General features: G+C 55.0%; 16 protein-coding genes and 1 pseudogene. 7 read left to right on the top strand and 10 right to left on the bottom strand.

Annotated features, from left to right (window positions below; translation table 11 throughout):
- Window positions 1-27 precede the first annotated feature (27 nt).
- Together ACG1VR_RS11455 and ACG1VR_RS11450 are read left to right on the top strand one after the other, a co-directional pair.
- On the top strand, window positions 28-894 hold the full coding sequence (locus ACG1VR_RS11455; RefSeq protein WP_395491095.1) for a LysR substrate-binding domain-containing protein: 867 nt from the start codon (window positions 28-30) through the stop codon (window positions 892-894).
- A 175-nt stretch (window positions 895-1,069) separates the two neighbouring features.
- Window positions 1,070-1,993 (top strand): ChuX/HutX family heme-like substrate-binding protein, encoded by a 924-nt coding sequence (locus ACG1VR_RS11450; RefSeq protein ID WP_395490971.1) that lies wholly within the window; start codon window positions 1,070-1,072, stop codon window positions 1,991-1,993.
- Window positions 1,994-2,004: 11 nt separating this feature from the next.
- Here the strand turns inward: ACG1VR_RS11450 and ACG1VR_RS11445 are convergent, their stop codons facing one another.
- Complete coding sequence (locus ACG1VR_RS11445; RefSeq protein ID WP_395488870.1) at window positions 2,005-3,213, bottom strand: IS256 family transposase; 1,209 nt, start codon at window positions 3,211-3,213, stop codon at window positions 2,005-2,007.
- 226 nt (window positions 3,214-3,439) lie between these two features.
- A pseudogene (locus ACG1VR_RS11440) lies at window positions 3,440-4,236 on the bottom strand (PhzF family phenazine biosynthesis protein).
- Window positions 4,237-4,432: 196 nt separating this feature from the next.
- On the opposite strand from ACG1VR_RS11440, the gene ACG1VR_RS11435 reads away from it, so the two are divergent.
- Complete coding sequence (locus ACG1VR_RS11435; RefSeq protein WP_016536525.1) at window positions 4,433-5,632, top strand: sugar transporter; 1,200 nt, start codon at window positions 4,433-4,435, stop codon at window positions 5,630-5,632.
- Window positions 5,633-5,661: 29 nt separating this feature from the next.
- Here ACG1VR_RS11435 and ACG1VR_RS11430 read toward each other — a convergent pair whose 3' ends face one another.
- Window positions 5,662-6,330: a MarC family NAAT transporter gene (locus tag ACG1VR_RS11430; protein WP_016536526.1), complete on the bottom strand. Its 669-nt coding sequence runs from the start codon at window positions 6,328-6,330 to the stop codon at window positions 5,662-5,664.
- 176 nt (window positions 6,331-6,506) lie between these two features.
- Between ACG1VR_RS11430 and marR the strand changes: the two genes are divergently transcribed.
- Genes marR through marB form a run of 3 tightly spaced genes read left to right on the top strand, consistent with a single transcriptional unit; the run spans window position 6,507 to window position 7,614 of the window.
- On the top strand, window positions 6,507-6,941 hold the full coding sequence (gene marR, locus ACG1VR_RS11425; protein WP_039898250.1) for a multiple antibiotic resistance transcriptional regulator MarR: 435 nt from the start codon (window positions 6,507-6,509) through the stop codon (window positions 6,939-6,941).
- 21 nt (window positions 6,942-6,962) lie between these two features.
- Complete coding sequence (gene marA, locus ACG1VR_RS11420; protein ID WP_016536528.1) at window positions 6,963-7,355, top strand: MDR efflux pump AcrAB transcriptional activator MarA; 393 nt, start codon at window positions 6,963-6,965, stop codon at window positions 7,353-7,355.
- Between the two features lie 40 nt (window positions 7,356-7,395).
- Window positions 7,396-7,614: a multiple antibiotic resistance regulatory protein MarB gene (gene marB / locus ACG1VR_RS11415; protein WP_016536529.1), complete on the top strand. Its 219-nt coding sequence runs from the start codon at window positions 7,396-7,398 to the stop codon at window positions 7,612-7,614.
- Between the two features lie 37 nt (window positions 7,615-7,651).
- On the opposite strand, the gene eamA is transcribed toward marB, so the two are convergent.
- Window positions 7,652-8,554 (bottom strand): O-acetylserine/cysteine exporter, encoded by a 903-nt coding sequence (eamA, locus tag ACG1VR_RS11410; protein ID WP_016536530.1) that lies wholly within the window; start codon window positions 8,552-8,554, stop codon window positions 7,652-7,654.
- 186 nt (window positions 8,555-8,740) lie between these two features.
- Between eamA and ACG1VR_RS11405 the strand changes: the two genes are divergently transcribed.
- Window positions 8,741-9,964, top strand: coding sequence for an MFS transporter (locus ACG1VR_RS11405; protein ID WP_395490970.1), 1,224 nt, complete (start codon window positions 8,741-8,743; stop codon window positions 9,962-9,964).
- Window positions 9,965-9,977: 13 nt separating this feature from the next.
- On the opposite strand, the gene ACG1VR_RS11400 is transcribed toward ACG1VR_RS11405, so the two are convergent.
- The 6 genes from ACG1VR_RS11400 to urtA all read right to left on the bottom strand — a co-directional run bounded on the left by ACG1VR_RS11400 (window position 9,978) and on the right by urtA (window position 16,793).
- Entirely contained in the window at window positions 9,978-11,156 is a 1,179-nt protein-coding gene (locus ACG1VR_RS11400; RefSeq protein WP_395490969.1) for a GNAT family N-acetyltransferase, read from the bottom strand.
- Between the two features lie 94 nt (window positions 11,157-11,250).
- Window positions 11,251-11,949, bottom strand: a complete 699-nt coding sequence (urtE, locus tag ACG1VR_RS11395; protein WP_395490968.1) for an urea ABC transporter ATP-binding subunit UrtE — start codon at window positions 11,947-11,949, stop codon at window positions 11,251-11,253.
- A 9-nt stretch (window positions 11,950-11,958) separates the two neighbouring features.
- A complete protein-coding gene (urtD, locus tag ACG1VR_RS11390) occupies window positions 11,959-12,756 on the bottom strand; it encodes an urea ABC transporter ATP-binding protein UrtD (protein ID WP_395490967.1) in 798 nt (265 codons plus the stop codon).
- Entirely contained in the window at window positions 12,756-13,829 is a 1,074-nt protein-coding gene (urtC, locus tag ACG1VR_RS11385; protein WP_395490966.1) for an urea ABC transporter permease subunit UrtC, read from the bottom strand. The genes urtD and urtC overlap by 1 nt, the downstream gene beginning before the upstream one ends.
- Complete coding sequence (gene urtB / locus ACG1VR_RS11380; RefSeq protein WP_395490965.1) at window positions 13,829-15,400, bottom strand: urea ABC transporter permease subunit UrtB; 1,572 nt, start codon at window positions 15,398-15,400, stop codon at window positions 13,829-13,831. Before urtB ends, urtC begins: the two co-directional genes overlap by 1 nt.
- A gap of 121 nt (window positions 15,401-15,521) precedes the next feature.
- Window positions 15,522-16,793: an urea ABC transporter substrate-binding protein gene (gene urtA, locus ACG1VR_RS11375; protein ID WP_016536537.1), complete on the bottom strand. Its 1,272-nt coding sequence runs from the start codon at window positions 16,791-16,793 to the stop codon at window positions 15,522-15,524.

The following is a 16,793-nucleotide window of genomic DNA, read 5'->3' as shown; positions in this document are numbered from 1 at the left end:
CAAACCATTCACGATTTGAGAAAGCTCATGGACCTGACCCAGCTGGAAATGTTTAACGCCGTGGCCGAAACGGGCAGTATCAGCGCCGCCGCGCAGCAGGTACACCGCGTACCGTCTAACCTCACTACCCGCATCAAACAACTGGAGGCTGACCTCGGGGTTGCGCTATTTATCCGCGAAAACCAGCGGCTGAGGCTTTCGCCTTCCGGCCACAGCTTCCTCGACTACAGCAAACGCATTCTGGCGCTGGTGGATGAGGCCCGAACGGTCGTTTCCGGCGATGAGCCTCAGGGGCCGCTGGCTTTAGGCTCGCTTGAAAGCACAGCGGCCGTACGCATTCCCGGGCTGCTGGCGAACTTTAACCAGCGCTATCCCAAAATCCATCTTTCACTGGCTACCGGGCCTTCCGGGGACCAGATCGACGGCGTGCTTGAGGGCAGGCTTTCCGCCGCTTTTGTTGACGGGCCGGTGCTGCATCCGTCGCTTGAAGGCATTGCGGTTTACCGGGAGGAGATGGTTATCGTCGCGCCCGCCGACCATCCGCCAATTCTGCGGGGAAGCCAGGTGAACGGCGCTAATATCTACGCCTTCCGGGCCAATTGCTCCTATCGCCGCCACTTCGAGGGCTGGTTTCACGATGACAAAGCCATACCGGGGAAAATCCACGAAATGGAGTCGTATCACGGCATGCTGGCCTGCGTTATTGCCGGAGCCGGGCTGGCGTTAATGCCCAAAAGCATGCTGGAGAGTATGCCTGGCAGTCATCAGGTGAGCACCTGGCCGCTGCCGGAGGAGAAGCGCTATCTGGACACCTGGCTGCTGTGGCGACGGGATGCTAAAACGCGGCAGCTTGAGGCTTTTATTTCCCTTATCGATCGGGCTCAAATTGATTAAATATCGCACAGGAAACATGGCGATCGGGTTATTTATTGAGCATTGCCACTAATTATTACGACAATAACTAACCGATCGTCACTTTATTTAATATAGCCTTTTTTTGATAGATTATTTTATGGAGGTAAACTAAAAGTAAAATGATTTTTAATATTTTTTAAAACAGGAGTTCATTATGATTAACAATGTAAACTATTCAATAAAGGAAACGAGTAATGCCTGGGGCGTTGATTTAAACAAAACACCAACCCCCTCATCATTAAAAAATATAATAGAAAGTATAAAAAATGTCGCTAACTCAAATGTTGAGGTCGCTACCCCAGGGCCACTTAATCGTTCGAACATACGCGTGTGTGGGCGGGTAAAACAACCCTCCGCAAATGGTCATTTAATCCTCAATCCGGAGGGTGTTGACGTCAGAATAATACCAGGGAAAATAAATAACGTTGAATACGAGAACGTTTCAGGTGATAGATACAAGGCCCGGTTTAAAGATTGTGATAGCAATGATGTGATGAGCATGAGCTTTACCTCTAATGAAAAAATTGATAGCGGCGCCAGGCCTGTCTACTCCAGACAAATCCAAATGAAGAGTATCGACAGTCAAAAAAGCATTGAGGAACTCTGGAGAGGCATGACGGACCCTCATCATTTTTATCCTATGTTACAGCAGCTTGGGATAAGCAAGCTGGACGCTTTTCGGCGTGTGCCGCCCGATCTGGCCTCCCGGGTTGACACCGATAGTTTAGGGCTGACTCTACAGAATATACATAAGAGAAAAGATAACATCATGGCCTTCGTTGGCAACAATGCCGTTGTACAGATATATACCGGTCCGGTATTAAAGATCGCCGAAGTGAAAGGCAGTGATAAAATATTTATTCATGGAGTAACAAAAGAAGGAGAACCAGCAGTCATCAATTTATCAAAAAAAGATATTGCTCAGGCATGGGTGGTAAATAAGAGATCAAATGACGATTACATTACTAGCCTGGAGATTTTCGATCATCAAGAAAACCACATCGCACAGTTTTACGGGGTCAGAAAAGAAGGTCAGAAACAAAATGAAGATTGGGACCCTGTAAATAATTCTGTGTAACTGCCATCGTGTTAAAGGTGATCGCTCAGGCGGTCACCGAACTCGATAATAAAACGGCTCATCGCCAGCCGCCAGTTCTGGATCGGCATGCTCCATTTTTTCGATGCTGCCTGTATCGCCAGATACACCACCTTCCGCACCGAGTCATCCGTCGGGAACACCTTGCGTTTCTTTATAGCGGCACGGATAACGCTGTTCAGCGATTCGATGGCATTCGTGGTGTAGATAGCTTTTCGGATGTCAGGCGGATAGCCGAAGAACGTATTGAGATTTTCCCAGTGCGCACGCCAGCTTTTGCTGATTTGCGGATATTTGTCATCCCATTTTTCTGCGAACGCATCCAGTGCCATCAGCGCGGCAGCTTCTGTGGGGGTCTGATAAACGGCTTTCAGCCCGCCCGTGACCGCTTTGTAGTCTTTCCACGCCACGTATTTCAGGCTGTTACGCACCATGTGGATGATGCACAGCTGGATGTGAGTCTGCGGATAGACGCTGTTTATCGCATCCGGGAAGCCCTTCAGGCCATCCACGCAGGCAATCAGGATGTCCTGAAGGCCGCGATTTTTAAGTTCCGTCAGCACGTTCAGCCAGAACTTTGCACCTTCATTTTCAGCCAGCCACATCCCCAGAAGCTCTTTCCGGCCTTCGGTATTGATGCCCAGCGCCAGGAACACCGCTTTGTTAATCACGCTGCCGTTCTGGCGAACCTTAACAACAATACAGTCCATATAAACAATGGGATAGAGTGCATCCAGCTGGCGATTCTGCCATTCGGCGACCTGCTCTTTAACGGCATCCGTGACTTTTGAAATCAGGGCCGGTGACACATCGGCATCGTAAATCTCTTTGAACGTATCGACGATTTCCCGCGTGGTCATGCCTTTGGCGTACAGGGACAAAATCTGGCTGTCCATCTGCGTGATACGCGTCTGATTCTTCTTAATCAGCTGAGGCTCAAAGGTATTTTCCCGGTCGCGCGGCGTGTTCAGCTCGATTTCACCGTCGTCGCACAGCAGCGTTTTTGAAGAGTAACCGTTGCGGGTGTTGGTGCCAGTTTTAGGGGCATTTTTCTCGTGCCCGAGGTGGTCAGTCAGCTCTGCATTGAGCGCCGTTTCAACGGTCAGCTTCGTGAGCATGCGGGAAAACTGATTGAGGTCAGCCTCAGTTTTAAGGCCTTTGGCCAGCTCAGCCGCAAGGGCTTTAAGTTTCTTCTCGTCCATAATTTGCCTGTCTCCGTTGTGGGAGTGAACATATCAAAAACAGGCAATTACACAATTTTAATTACAGTCTCAAGATTGGCATAAACTGATGAAAGAACTTCCAACCATCATTTAGCCATACTCGAGCCTTCCGAACGGTAACTTGCTTTCAAAAAGGCTCGTTTGATTTCTATGGCTTAATAATCAAATTAAAACTATTTCCACCCGTTATTTATTCTTTATTGCACTATCGCAATAACACTTTCCCAATCAAATAAGTCACCGCTTTGCCGCCAATCAGCACTCGCTCACCTTTATACTGGCAGCGTAAATCTCCACCGCGGTAAGAAACCTGGCGCGCCAGCAGATGGGTTTTATTTTATTTAATTTATCCGCCCAGTACGGGATAAGCATGCTGTGGGTAGAACCGGTCACGGGATCTTCCGGCACCGACTCACCGGGGCAGAAGAAACGGCTAACAAAATCGTATTCCCCCTCGCCCGGCGCGGTCACGCAGACCATTTTATCCAGCGGGATCATCGCGTTGATATCCGGCTTGATAGCCTCTACTTCCGCCTGGCTCGCCAGCACAACCATATAATCCCTGCCCACACGCAGCTCTTTGCACTCGCTAATACCCAGCGTTTCCAGCAGTTGCGGCAGCGGCGCTATCTGTTCGGTTTCCCATGCGGGGAAGTCCAGCGTTAGCCACTCGCCGTTGCGGCTCACCGTCAGCGGGCCAACAAAACGGGTGCTGAAGTGGATCACCGATTCCGGATAATCAAGATGTTCAAAAATAACGTGCGAGGCCGCGAGCGTGGCGTGCCCGCAAAGGTTGATCTCGCTCTGAGTGGTAAACCAGCGCAGCTCGAAGCCTTCATCGGTATTAACAAAGAAGGCGGTTTCCGACTGGTTATGCTGCTGCGCCATCTTCAGCAGCGTTTCGTCCGGGAGCCATTCGGTGAGCGGGCAAACCGCCGCCGCATTGCCGCCAAACGTGGTGTCGGCAAAAGCATCTACCATATAAAAGTCAATTGCCTGCATAAGTCATTCCTCTGTTTGTCGTTATTATTTTCGTCCTGTCTACCATGACATACTCATTTCCGGCATGCCTGTTTTTTCTCACCCATTTTTTCTCTGCGCCATCAAATGAGACTTAAATCACAAAATGGGTTGTCTGTGTGTTTTGATGGTTTTATCATCCGCTCATTCCTTCCTTTGTTCACCTGCGCGATAAAATATGACTATCAATACAGTTTCACGCAAAACGGCGTGGCTGCGGGTAGTGACGCTTGCCGTTGCGGCCTTTATTTTTAATACCACCGAGTTTGTGCCGGTTGGCCTGCTGTCGGATATCGCCCAAAGTTTTGGCATGGAAACGCCGCAAGTTGGCATCATGCTGACCATTTACGCCTGGGTTGTGGCGCTGATGTCGCTGCCGTTTATGCTGATGACGAGCCAGGTAGAGCGCCGCCGCCTGCTTATTGCCATCTTTTCGCTGTTTATCGCAAGCCACGTGCTGTCGTTCCTTGCCTGGAACTTTACCGTGCTGGTGATAAGCCGCATTGGGATTGCTTTCGCCCACGCTATCTTCTGGTCGATTACCGCCTCACTGGCTATTCGTATGGCTCCAGCCGGTAAAAAAGCCCAGGCGCTGAGCCTGATTGCCACCGGCACCGCGCTGGCGATGGTGCTCGGCCTGCCGCTTGGCCGCATCGTCGGGCAATATTTCGGCTGGCGCACCACCTTCTTCGCCATCGGCGTTGTCGCCGCTATCACCCTGTTCTGCCTGATAAAACTACTGCCGAAGCTGCCCAGCGAGCATTCGGGATCGCTCTCCAGCGTGCCAAAATTATTCAGCCGCCCGGCGCTGGTCAGCATCTATGTTCTGACCGCAGTCGTGGTAACGGCAAACTATACCGCCTACAGCTACATTGAGCCGTTTGTTCAGCAGGTTGCCGGGCTAAGCGCCAACTTTGCCACCCTTCTGCTTCTGCTGCTCGGTGGCGCGGGGATAGTCGGCAGCGTGCTGTTCGGCAAACTGGGCAATAAATACGCGTCGCTATTAGTCAGCTCGGCTATCGCTCTGCTGACCCTTTGCCTGGCGCTGTTGCTGCCCGCCGCAGGCAGTGAGCTAAATCTTGGGATGCTGAGCCTGGTCTGGGGCGTGGCGATTATGATTATCACCCTCGGCATGCAGGTTAAAGTGCTGGCCCTGGCGCCGGATGCCACCGACGTGGCGATGTCGTTGTTTTCGGGGATTTTCAATATCGGGATTGGGGCAGGCGCGCTGCTGGGTAACCAGGTCAGCCTGCATCTTTCTATGTCGAACATTGGCTTTGCCGGGGCGGTTCCGGCGCTGGCGGCGTTAATCTGGTCGGTGCTGGTGTTCCGCCGCTGGCCGGTGAAACTTGAAGAACAGGCCCGGACGACGCATTAAAAAAAACGCCCCGAGGGGCGTTTTTGCTATCAGGCATGGTAAGTCTTAACGATTTCAAGCACGCCGTTAATAATAAACTGAACGCCCATACACACCAGCAGGAAGCCCATCAGGCGGGAAATAGCCTCGATGCCGCTTTTGCCGACCATGCGCATAATTGCCCCGGAGCTGCGCAGGCTTACCCACAGAATCAGGCCGACAGCGAGGAAAATAAGCGGCGGCGCAACGGTAATCACCCATGCCGGGAAATCTGACCCGGCGCGGACGGTAGAGGCCGAGCTGATTATCATCGCAATTGTACCCGGCCCGGCGGTGCTCGGCATCGCCAGAGGAACAAACGCGATATTGGCTTCAGGCTCTTCGCTCAGCTCTTCTGATTTGCTTTTTGACTCCGGCGATTCGTGCGCCTTTTGCTGCGGAAACAGCATGCGGAAGCCGATAAAGGCGACTATCAGCCCCCCGGCAATACGCAGCCCGGGAATCGAAATGCCGAAGGTGTTCATCACCACCTGCCCGGCGTAATACGCCACCATCATAATGGCAAACACATTCACCGATGCCATCAGCGACGTGCGGTTACGCTGGCGGGTGTTCATGTCTCCCGAAAGCCCGAGGAAAAGCGCCACGGTCGTCAGCGGGTTGGCAAGCGGCAGCAAAACCACCAGACCCAGGCCAATGGCCCTGAGTAAATCCATCATATTTCTGTCCTTTTAATAGCGGGCTGTTAGCGGGTCTGAGTATAGCAGCAAGCAGTTTACCGACGGCAGGTGAAGCGTTTTAGCTTTTCGTGGCATCGGGTAAATCATCAAGTTGACTTATACTTGCCCCGGCAATAATATCTGCCGTGACTAATCTACTTGCCTGGGCAAACATAGTGAAAAGCACCTGTGATCTGTTTAACGAAATCATCCCCCTCGGGCGGCTGATCCATATGGTGAATCAACATAAAGATCGCCTGTTAAACGATTCACTGTCGCCGCTGGATATCACCGCTACCCAATTTAAGGTGCTGTGCTCCATTCACTTTGAAGTGTGTATCACCCCTGTCGAGCTGAAAAAAGTGCTTTCCGTCGATCTCGGTGCGCTAACCCGCATGCTCGACCGCCTGCTGTGCAAAGGCTGGATTGAGCGTTTACCGAATCCCAACGATAAGCGCGGCGTGCTTATCAAGCTGACGCCGGAAGGCGTTGCGCTTTGCGAAGAGTGCCGCAACCTTGTGGGGCTAAGCCTCCATAAAGAACTCACAAAAAACCTGACGGAAGACGAAGTGGATACGCTTTATCGACTGTTAACAAAGGTATTGCCGTAAACCTGCAAAAGAGGTGAAACGATGTCCAGACGCAACAATGATGCGATTACGATTCATAGCATTTTGGGATGGATAGAACAGAATCTGGAAACCCCCCTCTCGCTTGAGAAGGTTTCTGAGCGTTCAGGCTACTCTAAATGGCATCTGCAGCGGATGTTTAAAAAAGAGACCGGTCATTCACTGGGCCAGTACATCCGTAATCGCAAACTGACGGAAATCGCGCTGAAGCTCAAAGAGAGCAACGAACCGATTCTCTACCTGGCAGAACGCTACGGTTTTGAGTCGCAACAGACGTTGACCCGCACCTTTAAGAACTACTTTTCGGTGCCACCGCATAAGTACCGGGTGACGCGACTTGCCGGAGAAGGCAAGTATCTGCATCCGTACAACCAGTATTGTAGTTTGTGTAATTAATAGTATCGCCGCCTGTTTTTGCAGGCGTAAACGAGGAAATATGAAATTCATCTCCGCAGCCACCCTTATTCTGGCTCTGGCATCGGCAAACGCTCTTGCGGAGCAATCCGGCAGCTTCACCGCGTCTCAGGCCAATTACGGCAACATGATCTCCTGCTCGGGCGGTCAATTGTCTAAAGGCCCACAGCACACCGCTGCCGAAAAATCTGAACAACTTGGCTCACCTTATTACCACGGTAACGCCGGTTTCCAGGATTGAGGCTAACCCGCCCGACTCAGGGCGGGTGCCGCAAGAGCTATGAAGATAGGCCCTTCACCGAACGACGAAGGCGCAGGCCAAAAACGTTGATATACAGCCCCGCCATAATCAGCACCGCCCCCAGTAACTGCATTACCGAGAGCTTCTCATCCAGCAGCAGCGCAGCGCTCGCCATGCCGACAACCGGCACCAGCAGCGACAGCGGCGCCACGCGCCATGTTTCGTAGCGCCCCAGAAGCGTCCCCCAGATCCCGTAGCCGATAATGGTCGAGACAAACGCCAGGTAAACAAGCGACAAAACGGTCGTGATGTCGATATTTACCAGGCTAGTCAGCATCACGGCCGGGCCATCCAGCAGCCAGCTTGCGGCAAAAAACGGCAGCACGGGAATAAGCGCGCTCCAGACAATCAGCGACATAATCTGCGGACGCGGCTGATGCTGCATAATTATCTTGTTAAAGATATTGCCGAACGCCCAGCATAGCGCCGCCGCCAGCGTCAACATAAAGCCAAGCAGCGCAACATGCTGCCCGTCGAGACTGCCTTCAATCAGCACCAGCACGCCAAACACCGCCAGAGTTATCCCCGCCAGCTGCTTGCCCTGTAGCCGTTCGCCAAAGAAAAAAGTGCCGAGAATAATGGTAAAAAAGGCCTGTGATTGCAGGACCAGCGAGGCAATACCGGCGGGCATGCCGAACTTAATAGCGGAAAATAAGAAGGCAAACTGCCCGAAGCTGATGGTCAGCGCATACCCAGCCAGCAGGCGAAAAGGAAGTTTTGGCCGGGCGACAAACAGCAGCGCGGGAAACGCCACCAGCAGAAAACGCAGACCCGCCAGCATCAGCGGCGGCATGTTGTGCAGCCCCAGCTTGATAATCACAAAATTCACGCCCCAAATCACCACCACCAGCAATGCCAGTAGCCCATCTTTACGCGTCATAACCCTGCCCTGTATTTATTATCAGTATGTAAAAAAATAATCCCGATGCGCGAAATCAAACAGATACAGATCGCACTTTTTTGTTGGGATACAGATGTGTTGTAACGTGCTTTGCCGCCTTTTATTGTATGTACTCGGCTGATTCTTCATGATAAATCTGTTCCCCACGCACATAAACCTATAATAATGCACACAACCATGACCACCCTGAGCAAACTGTTTTCCGGCAAGCAATTAGCAACAACTGTGTTACTTCTTTCCTCCCTGTTACTCACAATAGGGCGCGGCCTGACCCTGCCATTTATGACCATTTATCTTTCGCGCGAATACCATATGCCGCTGAAGGACATCGGCATGGCCATCACCGCCGCGCTGGTTGCTGGCGTGTTGTTCAGCCTGTGGTTCGGTATTCTGGCGGATAAGTTCGACAAGAAAAAAACCATGCTGCTGGCGGTCATTATCTTCTTCGGCGGCTTTCTTGCTATTCCGATGGTGCATCACGCCGGGCTGGTTGTGCTGTTTTACTCCATCATCAACTGCTCTTACACGGTGTTTTCCGTGGTGGTAAAAGCCTGGTTCTCGGACACGCTCGATATCAGCCTGAAGCCCAAAATTTTCTCGCTCAACTACACCTTCGTGAACGTTGGCTGGACGGTTGGCCCGCCGCTTGGCACCTTCGTGGTGATGTACAGCACCAACCTGCCGTTTTTGCTCTCCGGCCTCACCGCCGTCCTGCCGCTGCTGATGATTGGCCGCTGGGTTAAACCCCTGCCGATGAGCGCCTCTACCGCTGATGCCTCGGACAAAGTCCTGCCCTCACCGCGCATCATGCTGCGCGACAAACAGCTGATGTGGTTCACCAGTTCAGCGTTCCTCGGCTCGATGGTCTACGGCGCGTTCGCGGGCTGCCTGTCTCAATATGCCATCGTCATCGGTGACGCAGGATTGGCGGAAAAAGTGGTCAGCGTGGTGCTTTCGGTTAACGCTATCGTGGTGGTGGCGTTTCAATATTTTCTCGGCAAAAACATCCGCCCCGATAACATCAAAAAAATGATGTTCTACGGCACGCTCTTTTTCGTCTGCGGGCTGGGCGGTTTTATGCTCTCCGGTACTAATCTCTGGCTGTGGGGGCTATCTTCACTGGTGTTTACCATCGGAGAGCTTATCTATGCTCCGGGCGAATATATGCTGATCGACAACATTGCGCCGCCGGGGCTGAAGTCGAGCTACTTTGCCGCCCAGCAGCTTGGCTGGCTCGGCGGAGCCTGTAACCCGCTGGTCACCGGGCTGCTGTTAAGCTGGCTGCCGCCGTATATGCTGTTTGTAGTGCTGATGGCCACCATCCTGCTGGCTTACTACGCCGTAGTGGTCGGGATGAAAGCGCCGCCCCGCCAGCCGATAGCGGCCTGACGGGGCGCCCAGGTTAGACTTCTTTCTGGTAGTGAATAAAACCGGACTTCGCCGCTACTTTGTCATACAGGGTTTGAGCGGTGGCGTTAGTCTCGTGGGTGTGCCAGTAGAGGCGGCCGCTGTTATTCGCCTCCGCGTGCTGGCGTACGCCCTCGATTAACGCACGCCCTACGCCCTTGCCTCTCGCCTGTGGAGCCGAGAACAAATCTTCAAGGTAGCAGTAGTGAGTCTCAGACCAGGTGCTGCGATGATAGAGGAAGTGGGTGAAGCCGAGCAGCCTGCCCTGGCCGTCAAACGCGCCCAGCGCCCACATCGGTTCTTTGTCATCAAGCATGCGCCGCCAGGTGAGCGCCGTGACCTCGTCTCTGATTTGCGCATCATAAAACGTCAGGTAACCCTGCCAGAGCGCCAGCCACTGCTCGCGATCGCCGTCATTGAGCAAGCGCACGTTCAGCGAAGGATTGAGTTCAGTATTGCCGCCGCTAAGCTCCGTGCGAATAGCGGCCAGCCCCTGCTGCTGGACGCCACCAACGATATTCGACGCCGAAAGCCAGCGCTCAAAAGCGCTTTTCACCAGCGGCCATTCACCGTCTGTAATTGAGAACCAGGCCGTATCGCGGGTTCTGCCTTTATAAATGCTCATCTGGCGGAAAACGCCTTCAAAACGAAAACCTAAACGCAATGCCGCGCGGCGAGACGGCCCGTTAAGGCTATCGCACTTCCACTCGTAGCGGCGGTAGCCGAGGGTTTCAAATGCGTACTTCATCAGCAGGTAGTGCGCTTCGGTTGCCTGAACGGTACGCTGCAACAGCGGGGAGAACACCACGAAGCCGACTTCGATAGAGCCGTTTGCCGGGTCGATTCGCATCAGTGAAAGCGTGCCCATGGCCTGGCCGCTTGCGTTATCCACCACCGCAAAATGGAACGGATCGGCGCTTTTCTCAGCCCCGGCAATATAACCCATAAAATCGGCTTCGGTTTCAAAAGGCCCCACGCTGAGGTAGGTCCAGCCGCGCTGGTCTTCGGCCTGGCTCCACGCCTGCCAGAGCTGAGCGCCATGCTTATCGGCACTCAGGGGTTCAAGGCAACAATATTGCCCGTTGAGAGTGACCCGCTCAGGCAGCGGGCGACGCTGCCAGTCGGGAAGAGAGAAACCAATCGGCTGCTGAAAACTGTTAACGGTAAAAGACATGATAACCTCAGGAATTCGATAGGGAATACCGAAAACTATAGGCGCGCAGAGGTTCAGCCAGAAGTACCACAATCATTAATTTTTGGCAGACCACTTAAATAGCGACCAGCCCGCGCACGCCCTCCTGCTCCATCTCGCTTCCGCGCCCGCTCTGGACGATTTCTCCTCGCGACATCACCAGATAATTATCCGCCAGTTCGGCGGCAAAGTCGTAAAACTGCTCAACCAGCAGGATAGCCATATCGCCCTTTCCGGCCAGATGGCGGATAACCTGAGCAATCTCTTTGATGATTGAAGGCTGGATGCCTTCGGTTGGCTCATCGAGGATCAGCAATTGCGGTTTGCACGCCAGCGCCCTGCCAATCGCCAGCTGCTGCTGCTGCCCGCCGGAAAGGTCGCCCCCGCGCCGCTGCCTCATCTCATGCAGCACCGGGAATAGCTGGTAGATTTCATCCGGCACCGTTCGGGCCTGGCGACCGGGAAACCGTGAAAGCCCCATCAGCAAATTTTCCTCAACCGTCAGGCGCGGAAAAATATCGCGTCCCTGCGGCACATACGCGATTCCGGCCTGCACCCTTTGGTGAGGTTTGCGCTGGGTTATCACGCTGTCCTGCCAGCTTATGTTGCCACTTTTCACCGGGATCAGGCCCATCAGGCACTTCAGCAGCGTGGTTTTACCCACGCCGTTGCGCCCCAGCAGGCAGGTCACTTCGCCGATCTTAGCCTCGAAGCCGACGCCGCGCAGAATATGACTGCCGCCGTAATATTGATTTAATTCGCTCACCCGCAGCATGCTCGCTCCTTAACGTCCGAGATAAACTTCGATGACCTGCTCGTTACCCTGCACCTCGCGCAGCGATCCTTCCGCCAGCACCTGCCCCTGATGCAACACCGTTACATGGTCGGCGATGGTTTCCACAAAGCCCATATCGTGTTCGACCACCATCAACGAGTGTTTTCCCGCCAGGGCGCGAAACAGCTCGGCGGTATATTCGGTTTCCGCATCGGTCATGCCCGCAGCGGGTTCGTCCAGCAACAGCAAATGCGGCTCCTGCACCAGCAGCATGCCGATTTCGAGAAACTGTTTTTGCCCGTGCGACAGCAGCCCGGCCCGGCGGTGCCGTTCGCCCGAAAGCCGCAGCGTAGTGAGCATCTCGTCGATGCGATCCCGCTGGTCGCTATTCAGCTTTGCCTTAAGGCTGGCCCACACGGATTTATTGCCTTTCTGGGCTATCTCCAGATTTTCAAATACCGTCAGCGCCTCAAACACCGTGGGTTTCTGAAACTTGCGGCCAATTCCGCGCCTTGCAATTTCACCCGGCTCAAGGCGCAGCAAATCGATTGACTGGTCGTAAAATGCGCGCCCGCTCTGCGGCTTTGTTTTGCCGGTAATCACGTCCATCAGGGTCGTTTTCCCCGCGCCGTTGGGGCCAATAACGCAGCGCAGTTCGCCGACGCCAATCTTTAAAGACAGATTGGTGAGCGCCTGGAAACCATCAAAATTGACGTTAATATTCTCAAGATCAAGCACCGGATCGGTTTGCTCCCGGAAGCGGTCGGTTGGGTGCTGGCGGGTGAATAGCGGTTCAGCAGGCTGCATCACTTCTCTCCTTTGCGCAGCAGGCCAATTACCCCGCGCGGTAAAAACAGCGTCACCAGAATGAAAATCAGCCCGAGAAACAGCTGCCAGTATTCCGGCACGGCTACGGTAAAATAGCTTTTCGCCCCGTTAACCAGCCCGGCCCCCAGAACCGGGCCAATCAGCGTGCCGCGTCCGCCCAGGGCCACCCAGATAGCCGCCTCAATAGAGTTAGTCGGCGACATTTCGCCGGGGTTGATGATGCCGACCTGCGGCACGTACAGCGCTCCGGCCAGGCCGCACAGCACGGCGGAAAGCGTCCAGACCAGCAGCTTGAATCCGCGCGGATCGTAGCCGCAGTAAATCAGCCGGTTTTCCGCATCGCGCACCGCGGTCAGCACCCGGCCAAACTTGCTGCGGGCAAGCGCAAAACCAATGCCCAGACTTGCAACCAGCAGCAGCACCGTAGCGACAAACAGCCCGATGCGTGTGCCGGTGGCAGTAACCGGCATACCGAGCAGCGTGGTAAAGCCGGTAAAACCGTTGTTGCCGCCAAAGCCGGTTTCGTTACGAAAGAACAGCAGCATTCCCGCGTAGGTCAGCGCCTGGGTCATTATCGAAAAATAGACGCCTTTAATTTTTGAGCGGAAGGCGAAGAAGCCAAACAGCAGCGCCAGCAGCCCCGGCACCGCCACTATCAGCACCAGCGCCCAGGCAAAATGCTGAGTGCCCCACCAGTACCACGGCAGCTCGCTCCACGAGAGAAAAGACATAAAACCCGGCAGCCCGTCGCCCGCGGCCTGGCGCATCAGATACATGCCCATTGCATAACCGCCGAGGGCAAAAAACAGCCCGTGACCGAGCGACAGCAGCCCGGCATAGCCCCATACCAGGTCCAGCGCCACGGCAACGGTTGCATAGCAGAGGATCTTGCCGATAAGCGTCATAGTGTAGGTTGACAGGCTCAGCGGGCTGCCCGCAGGCAGCAGGGTAAGAAACGGCAGCGTCAGCATCAGAGCAACCAGCAGCGCCCCCAGAACCAAAGTGGCGCGCGGAGCTTTACGGCTCAGCGTTAAAGTCAGCGGCATGCTCATCAGTCAATTACCCTCCCTTTCAGCGCAAACAGCCCTTGCGGACGTTTCTGAATAAACAACACAATCAGCACCAGGATAATGATTTTCCCCAGCACCGCGCCCGTCTGCGGCTCGAGGATTTTATTAAAGATACCGAGGCCGAAAGCCGCAGCCACGCTCCCCGCCAGTTGTCCGACGCCGCCCAGCACTACCACCAGGAAGGAGTCGATGATGTAGCCCTGGCCAAGCTCCGGCCCGACGTTACCAAGCTGGGAAAGCGCGACCCCGCCCAGGCCGGCAATGCCCGACCCGAGGCCAAAGGCCAGCATATCCACACGCCCGGTAGAAACGCCGCAGCAGGCGGCCATCGCCCTGTTTTGAGTGACCGCACGCACGTTCATCCCGAGGCGGGTTTTATTCAGCAGCAGCCAGGTAAACAGCAGCACCAGCAGCACAAACCCCAGCACCGCCAGCCTGTTCCACGGTAGAATCAAATTCGGCAGAACCTGTAGCCCACCGGAGAGCCACGCGGGGTTCGCCACCTCAACGTTTTGCGCGCCGAACGCCATACGCACAATCTGGATAAGCATCAGGCTTATGCCCCACGTCGCCAACAGCGTCTCAAGCGGGCGGCCATAAAGGTGGCGGATAACGCTGCGCTCAAGCGCCATGCCAATCCCTGCGGTCACGACAAAAGCCACCGGCAGCGCGACCAGGGGGTAAATCGCCAGCCATGACGGGGCGAACTGCTGGAAGCCAGCCTGCACCAGCCAGGCGGAGTAAGCCCCGAGCATCAGCATCTCGCCGTGCGCCATGTTGATGACCCCGAGCAGGCCGTAGGTGATGGCCAGGCCAAGCGCCGCCAGCAGCAATATCGAGCCAAGTGACAGGCCCATAAACGCCTGGCCCAGAATCTCGCCCAGCCACTGCCGGTGCTCAATCTTGCGCAGCCCGTCGATGGCGGCCTGGCGTACAGCAGCATCCGGCTCGCCTGCGGCATCGCTTAAGGGTTTGAGTAATGCCTCGGTGTCCGGGTCAGCCGAGTGGCTCAACAGCTTCACGGCAGCCAGGCGATCGGACGCCTGCGGGCTGGCAAGCTCAAGCCGCGCAATGGCGGCCTCCAGCGCTCCGCGAACGGCATCGTCTTTTTCCATGCCCAGCCTTTGCTGCAAGACGGGCAGCAGTTCAGGCGCGGCGTCTTTCTGCAACGCCCTGGCAGCGCGCAATCTTGTAGTGACGTTGTCACTTACCAGCTGATGGCTGGCAAGCGCCCCCGCCGCCAGAACGCGTAATCTGTTGGTCAGGCGCAGCTTTTTAGTTTCTCCCTGCGGCGCGACCTCCTGCCCAAGCGGAGCTAATCCGCTGCTGGTCTGGTTAAACGCGCTATGCCCGTCGGTAACCAGCGTCTCTTGCTGCAAGGCGTTTAGCAGCGGCAGGCGAGCCGGATCGGGCTTAACCGCCCAGGCCTGCAACAGCCCGGCCTGCTGGCTGCGGTTAGCCGCCGCAAATGTCTCCGCATCACCGGCGGCGGCAAGCCCCGGCAGCAGCGCGGCCACAACCAGCAGCAGCCGGGCCAGTGTTGCTAATGTCATGGCTTTCTCCTGTTTGATTTCATCCTGTTGCCCCTCACCCTAACCCTCTCCCCGGAGGGGCGAGGGAATAAAGTATTTCCCCCTCTCCCTCCCAGGGAAAGGGCCGGGGTGAGGGTAAAAATCAGTTACTGGCGGTCTTCACCGGTAGATCCGATTTTTTATCATTCCCCGGAATAAAAGGACTCCAGGGCTGGGCGCGAACCGGCTTGTCGGTCTGCCAGACCACGTTGAACTGGCCGTTGCCTTCGATCTCACCGATCATCACCGGCTTATGCAGATGGTGGTTGGTAGCGTCCATTGTCAGAGTAAAACCGGACGGAGCCTTAAACGTCTGTCCGGCCATGGCGGCACGGACTTTATCCACGTCGGTGGTTCCCGCCTTTTCAACGGCCTGCGCCCACATATGGATGCCAACCCAAGTCGCTTCCATCGGGTCGTTAGTCACAACGGTTCCGGCGTTCGGCAAATTGTGGGCTTTGGCATAGGCCTTCCACTCGCTGACAAACTGTTTATTGGTCGGGTTATCAACGGACTCGAAGTAGTTCCAGGCCGCAAGATTGCCCACCAGCGGTTTAGTGTCGATGCCGCGCAACTCCTCTTCGCCCACCGAGAAGGCCACAACCGGCACGTCGGTCGCCTTCAGCCCCTGGTTAGCCAGCTCTTTGTAGAAAGGCACGTTAGAGTCGCCGTTGATGGTGGAGATAACCGCCGTTTTGCCGCCTGCGGAAAACTTCTTGATGTTGGCAACAATGGTCTGGTAATCGCTGTGGCCAAACGGGGTATAAACTTCTTCGATATCTTTATCCTGAACGCCTTTAGAATGCAGGAAAGCGCGCAGGATCTTGTTGGTGGTGCGTGGATAAACGTAGTCAGTACCGAGCAGGAAGAAGCGTTTTGCCGCCCCACCGTCTTCACTCATCAGGTACTCCACGGCGGGAATGGCCTGCTGGTTTGGCGCCGCGCCGGTATAAAACACGTTCGGTGACATCTCCTCGCCTTCGTACTGCACCGGGTAGAACAGCAGGCCGTTTAGCTCCTCAAATACCGGCAGCACCGACTTACGGGACACCGAGGTCCAGCAGCCGAAAACCACCGCTACTTTGTCCTGGCTCAACAGCTGGCGAGCCTTCTCGGCAAACAGCGGCCAGTTGGATGCCGGGTCAACCACTACCGGCTCAAGCTTTTTCCCCAGTACGCCGCCCTTCGCGTTGATATCGTCGATGCTCATCAGCGCCACGTCTTTTAGCGGCGTTTCGGAGATGGCCATCGTGCCCGACAGCGAGTGCATAATTCCGACCTTGATGGTGTCGGCGGCCTGAGCCGCAAAGGCCAGCCCAAAGCTGACAACCGAGGCGGACAGCGCGAAAGCTTTAACAAAGGTACGACGTTGCAT

This window comes from Cedecea davisae, assembly GCF_044095835.1.
In the GTDB taxonomy this organism is placed as follows: domain Bacteria; phylum Pseudomonadota; class Gammaproteobacteria; order Enterobacterales; family Enterobacteriaceae; genus Cedecea; species Cedecea davisae.
This window is presented reverse-complemented; position numbering and strand designations above follow the sequence as displayed.

What these genes read in the sequence shown, in the direction of transcription:
- ACG1VR_RS11455 (WP_395491095.1), top strand. Translation starts at nt 28, where the DNA reads ATGGACCTGACCCAGCTGGAAATGTTTAACGCCGTGGCCGAAACGGGC.
- ACG1VR_RS11450 (WP_395490971.1), top strand. Translation starts at nt 1,070, where the DNA reads ATGATTAACAATGTAAACTATTCAATAAAGGAAACGAGTAATGCCTGG.
- ACG1VR_RS11445 (WP_395488870.1), bottom strand. Translation starts at nt 3,213, where the DNA reads ATGGACGAGAAGAAACTTAAAGCCCTTGCGGCTGAGCTGGCCAAAGGC.
- ACG1VR_RS11435 (WP_016536525.1), top strand. Translation starts at nt 4,433, where the DNA reads ATGACTATCAATACAGTTTCACGCAAAACGGCGTGGCTGCGGGTAGTG.
- ACG1VR_RS11430 (WP_016536526.1), bottom strand. Translation starts at nt 6,330, where the DNA reads ATGATGGATTTACTCAGGGCCATTGGCCTGGGTCTGGTGGTTTTGCTG.
- marA (WP_016536528.1), top strand. Translation starts at nt 6,963, where the DNA reads ATGTCCAGACGCAACAATGATGCGATTACGATTCATAGCATTTTGGGA.
- marB (WP_016536529.1), top strand. Translation starts at nt 7,396, where the DNA reads ATGAAATTCATCTCCGCAGCCACCCTTATTCTGGCTCTGGCATCGGCA.
- eamA (WP_016536530.1), bottom strand. Translation starts at nt 8,554, where the DNA reads ATGACGCGTAAAGATGGGCTACTGGCATTGCTGGTGGTGGTGATTTGG.
- ACG1VR_RS11405 (WP_395490970.1), top strand. Translation starts at nt 8,741, where the DNA reads ATGCACACAACCATGACCACCCTGAGCAAACTGTTTTCCGGCAAGCAA.
- ACG1VR_RS11400 (WP_395490969.1), bottom strand. Translation starts at nt 11,156, where the DNA reads ATGTCTTTTACCGTTAACAGTTTTCAGCAGCCGATTGGTTTCTCTCTT.
- urtE (WP_395490968.1), bottom strand. Translation starts at nt 11,949, where the DNA reads ATGCTGCGGGTGAGCGAATTAAATCAATATTACGGCGGCAGTCATATT.
- urtD (WP_395490967.1), bottom strand. Translation starts at nt 12,756, where the DNA reads ATGCAGCCTGCTGAACCGCTATTCACCCGCCAGCACCCAACCGACCGC.
- urtC (WP_395490966.1), bottom strand. Translation starts at nt 13,829, where the DNA reads ATGAGCATGCCGCTGACTTTAACGCTGAGCCGTAAAGCTCCGCGCGCC.
- urtB (WP_395490965.1), bottom strand. Translation starts at nt 15,400, where the DNA reads ATGACATTAGCAACACTGGCCCGGCTGCTGCTGGTTGTGGCCGCGCTG.
- urtA (WP_016536537.1), bottom strand. Translation starts at nt 16,793, where the DNA reads ATGCAACGTCGTACCTTTGTTAAAGCTTTCGCGCTGTCCGCCTCGGTT.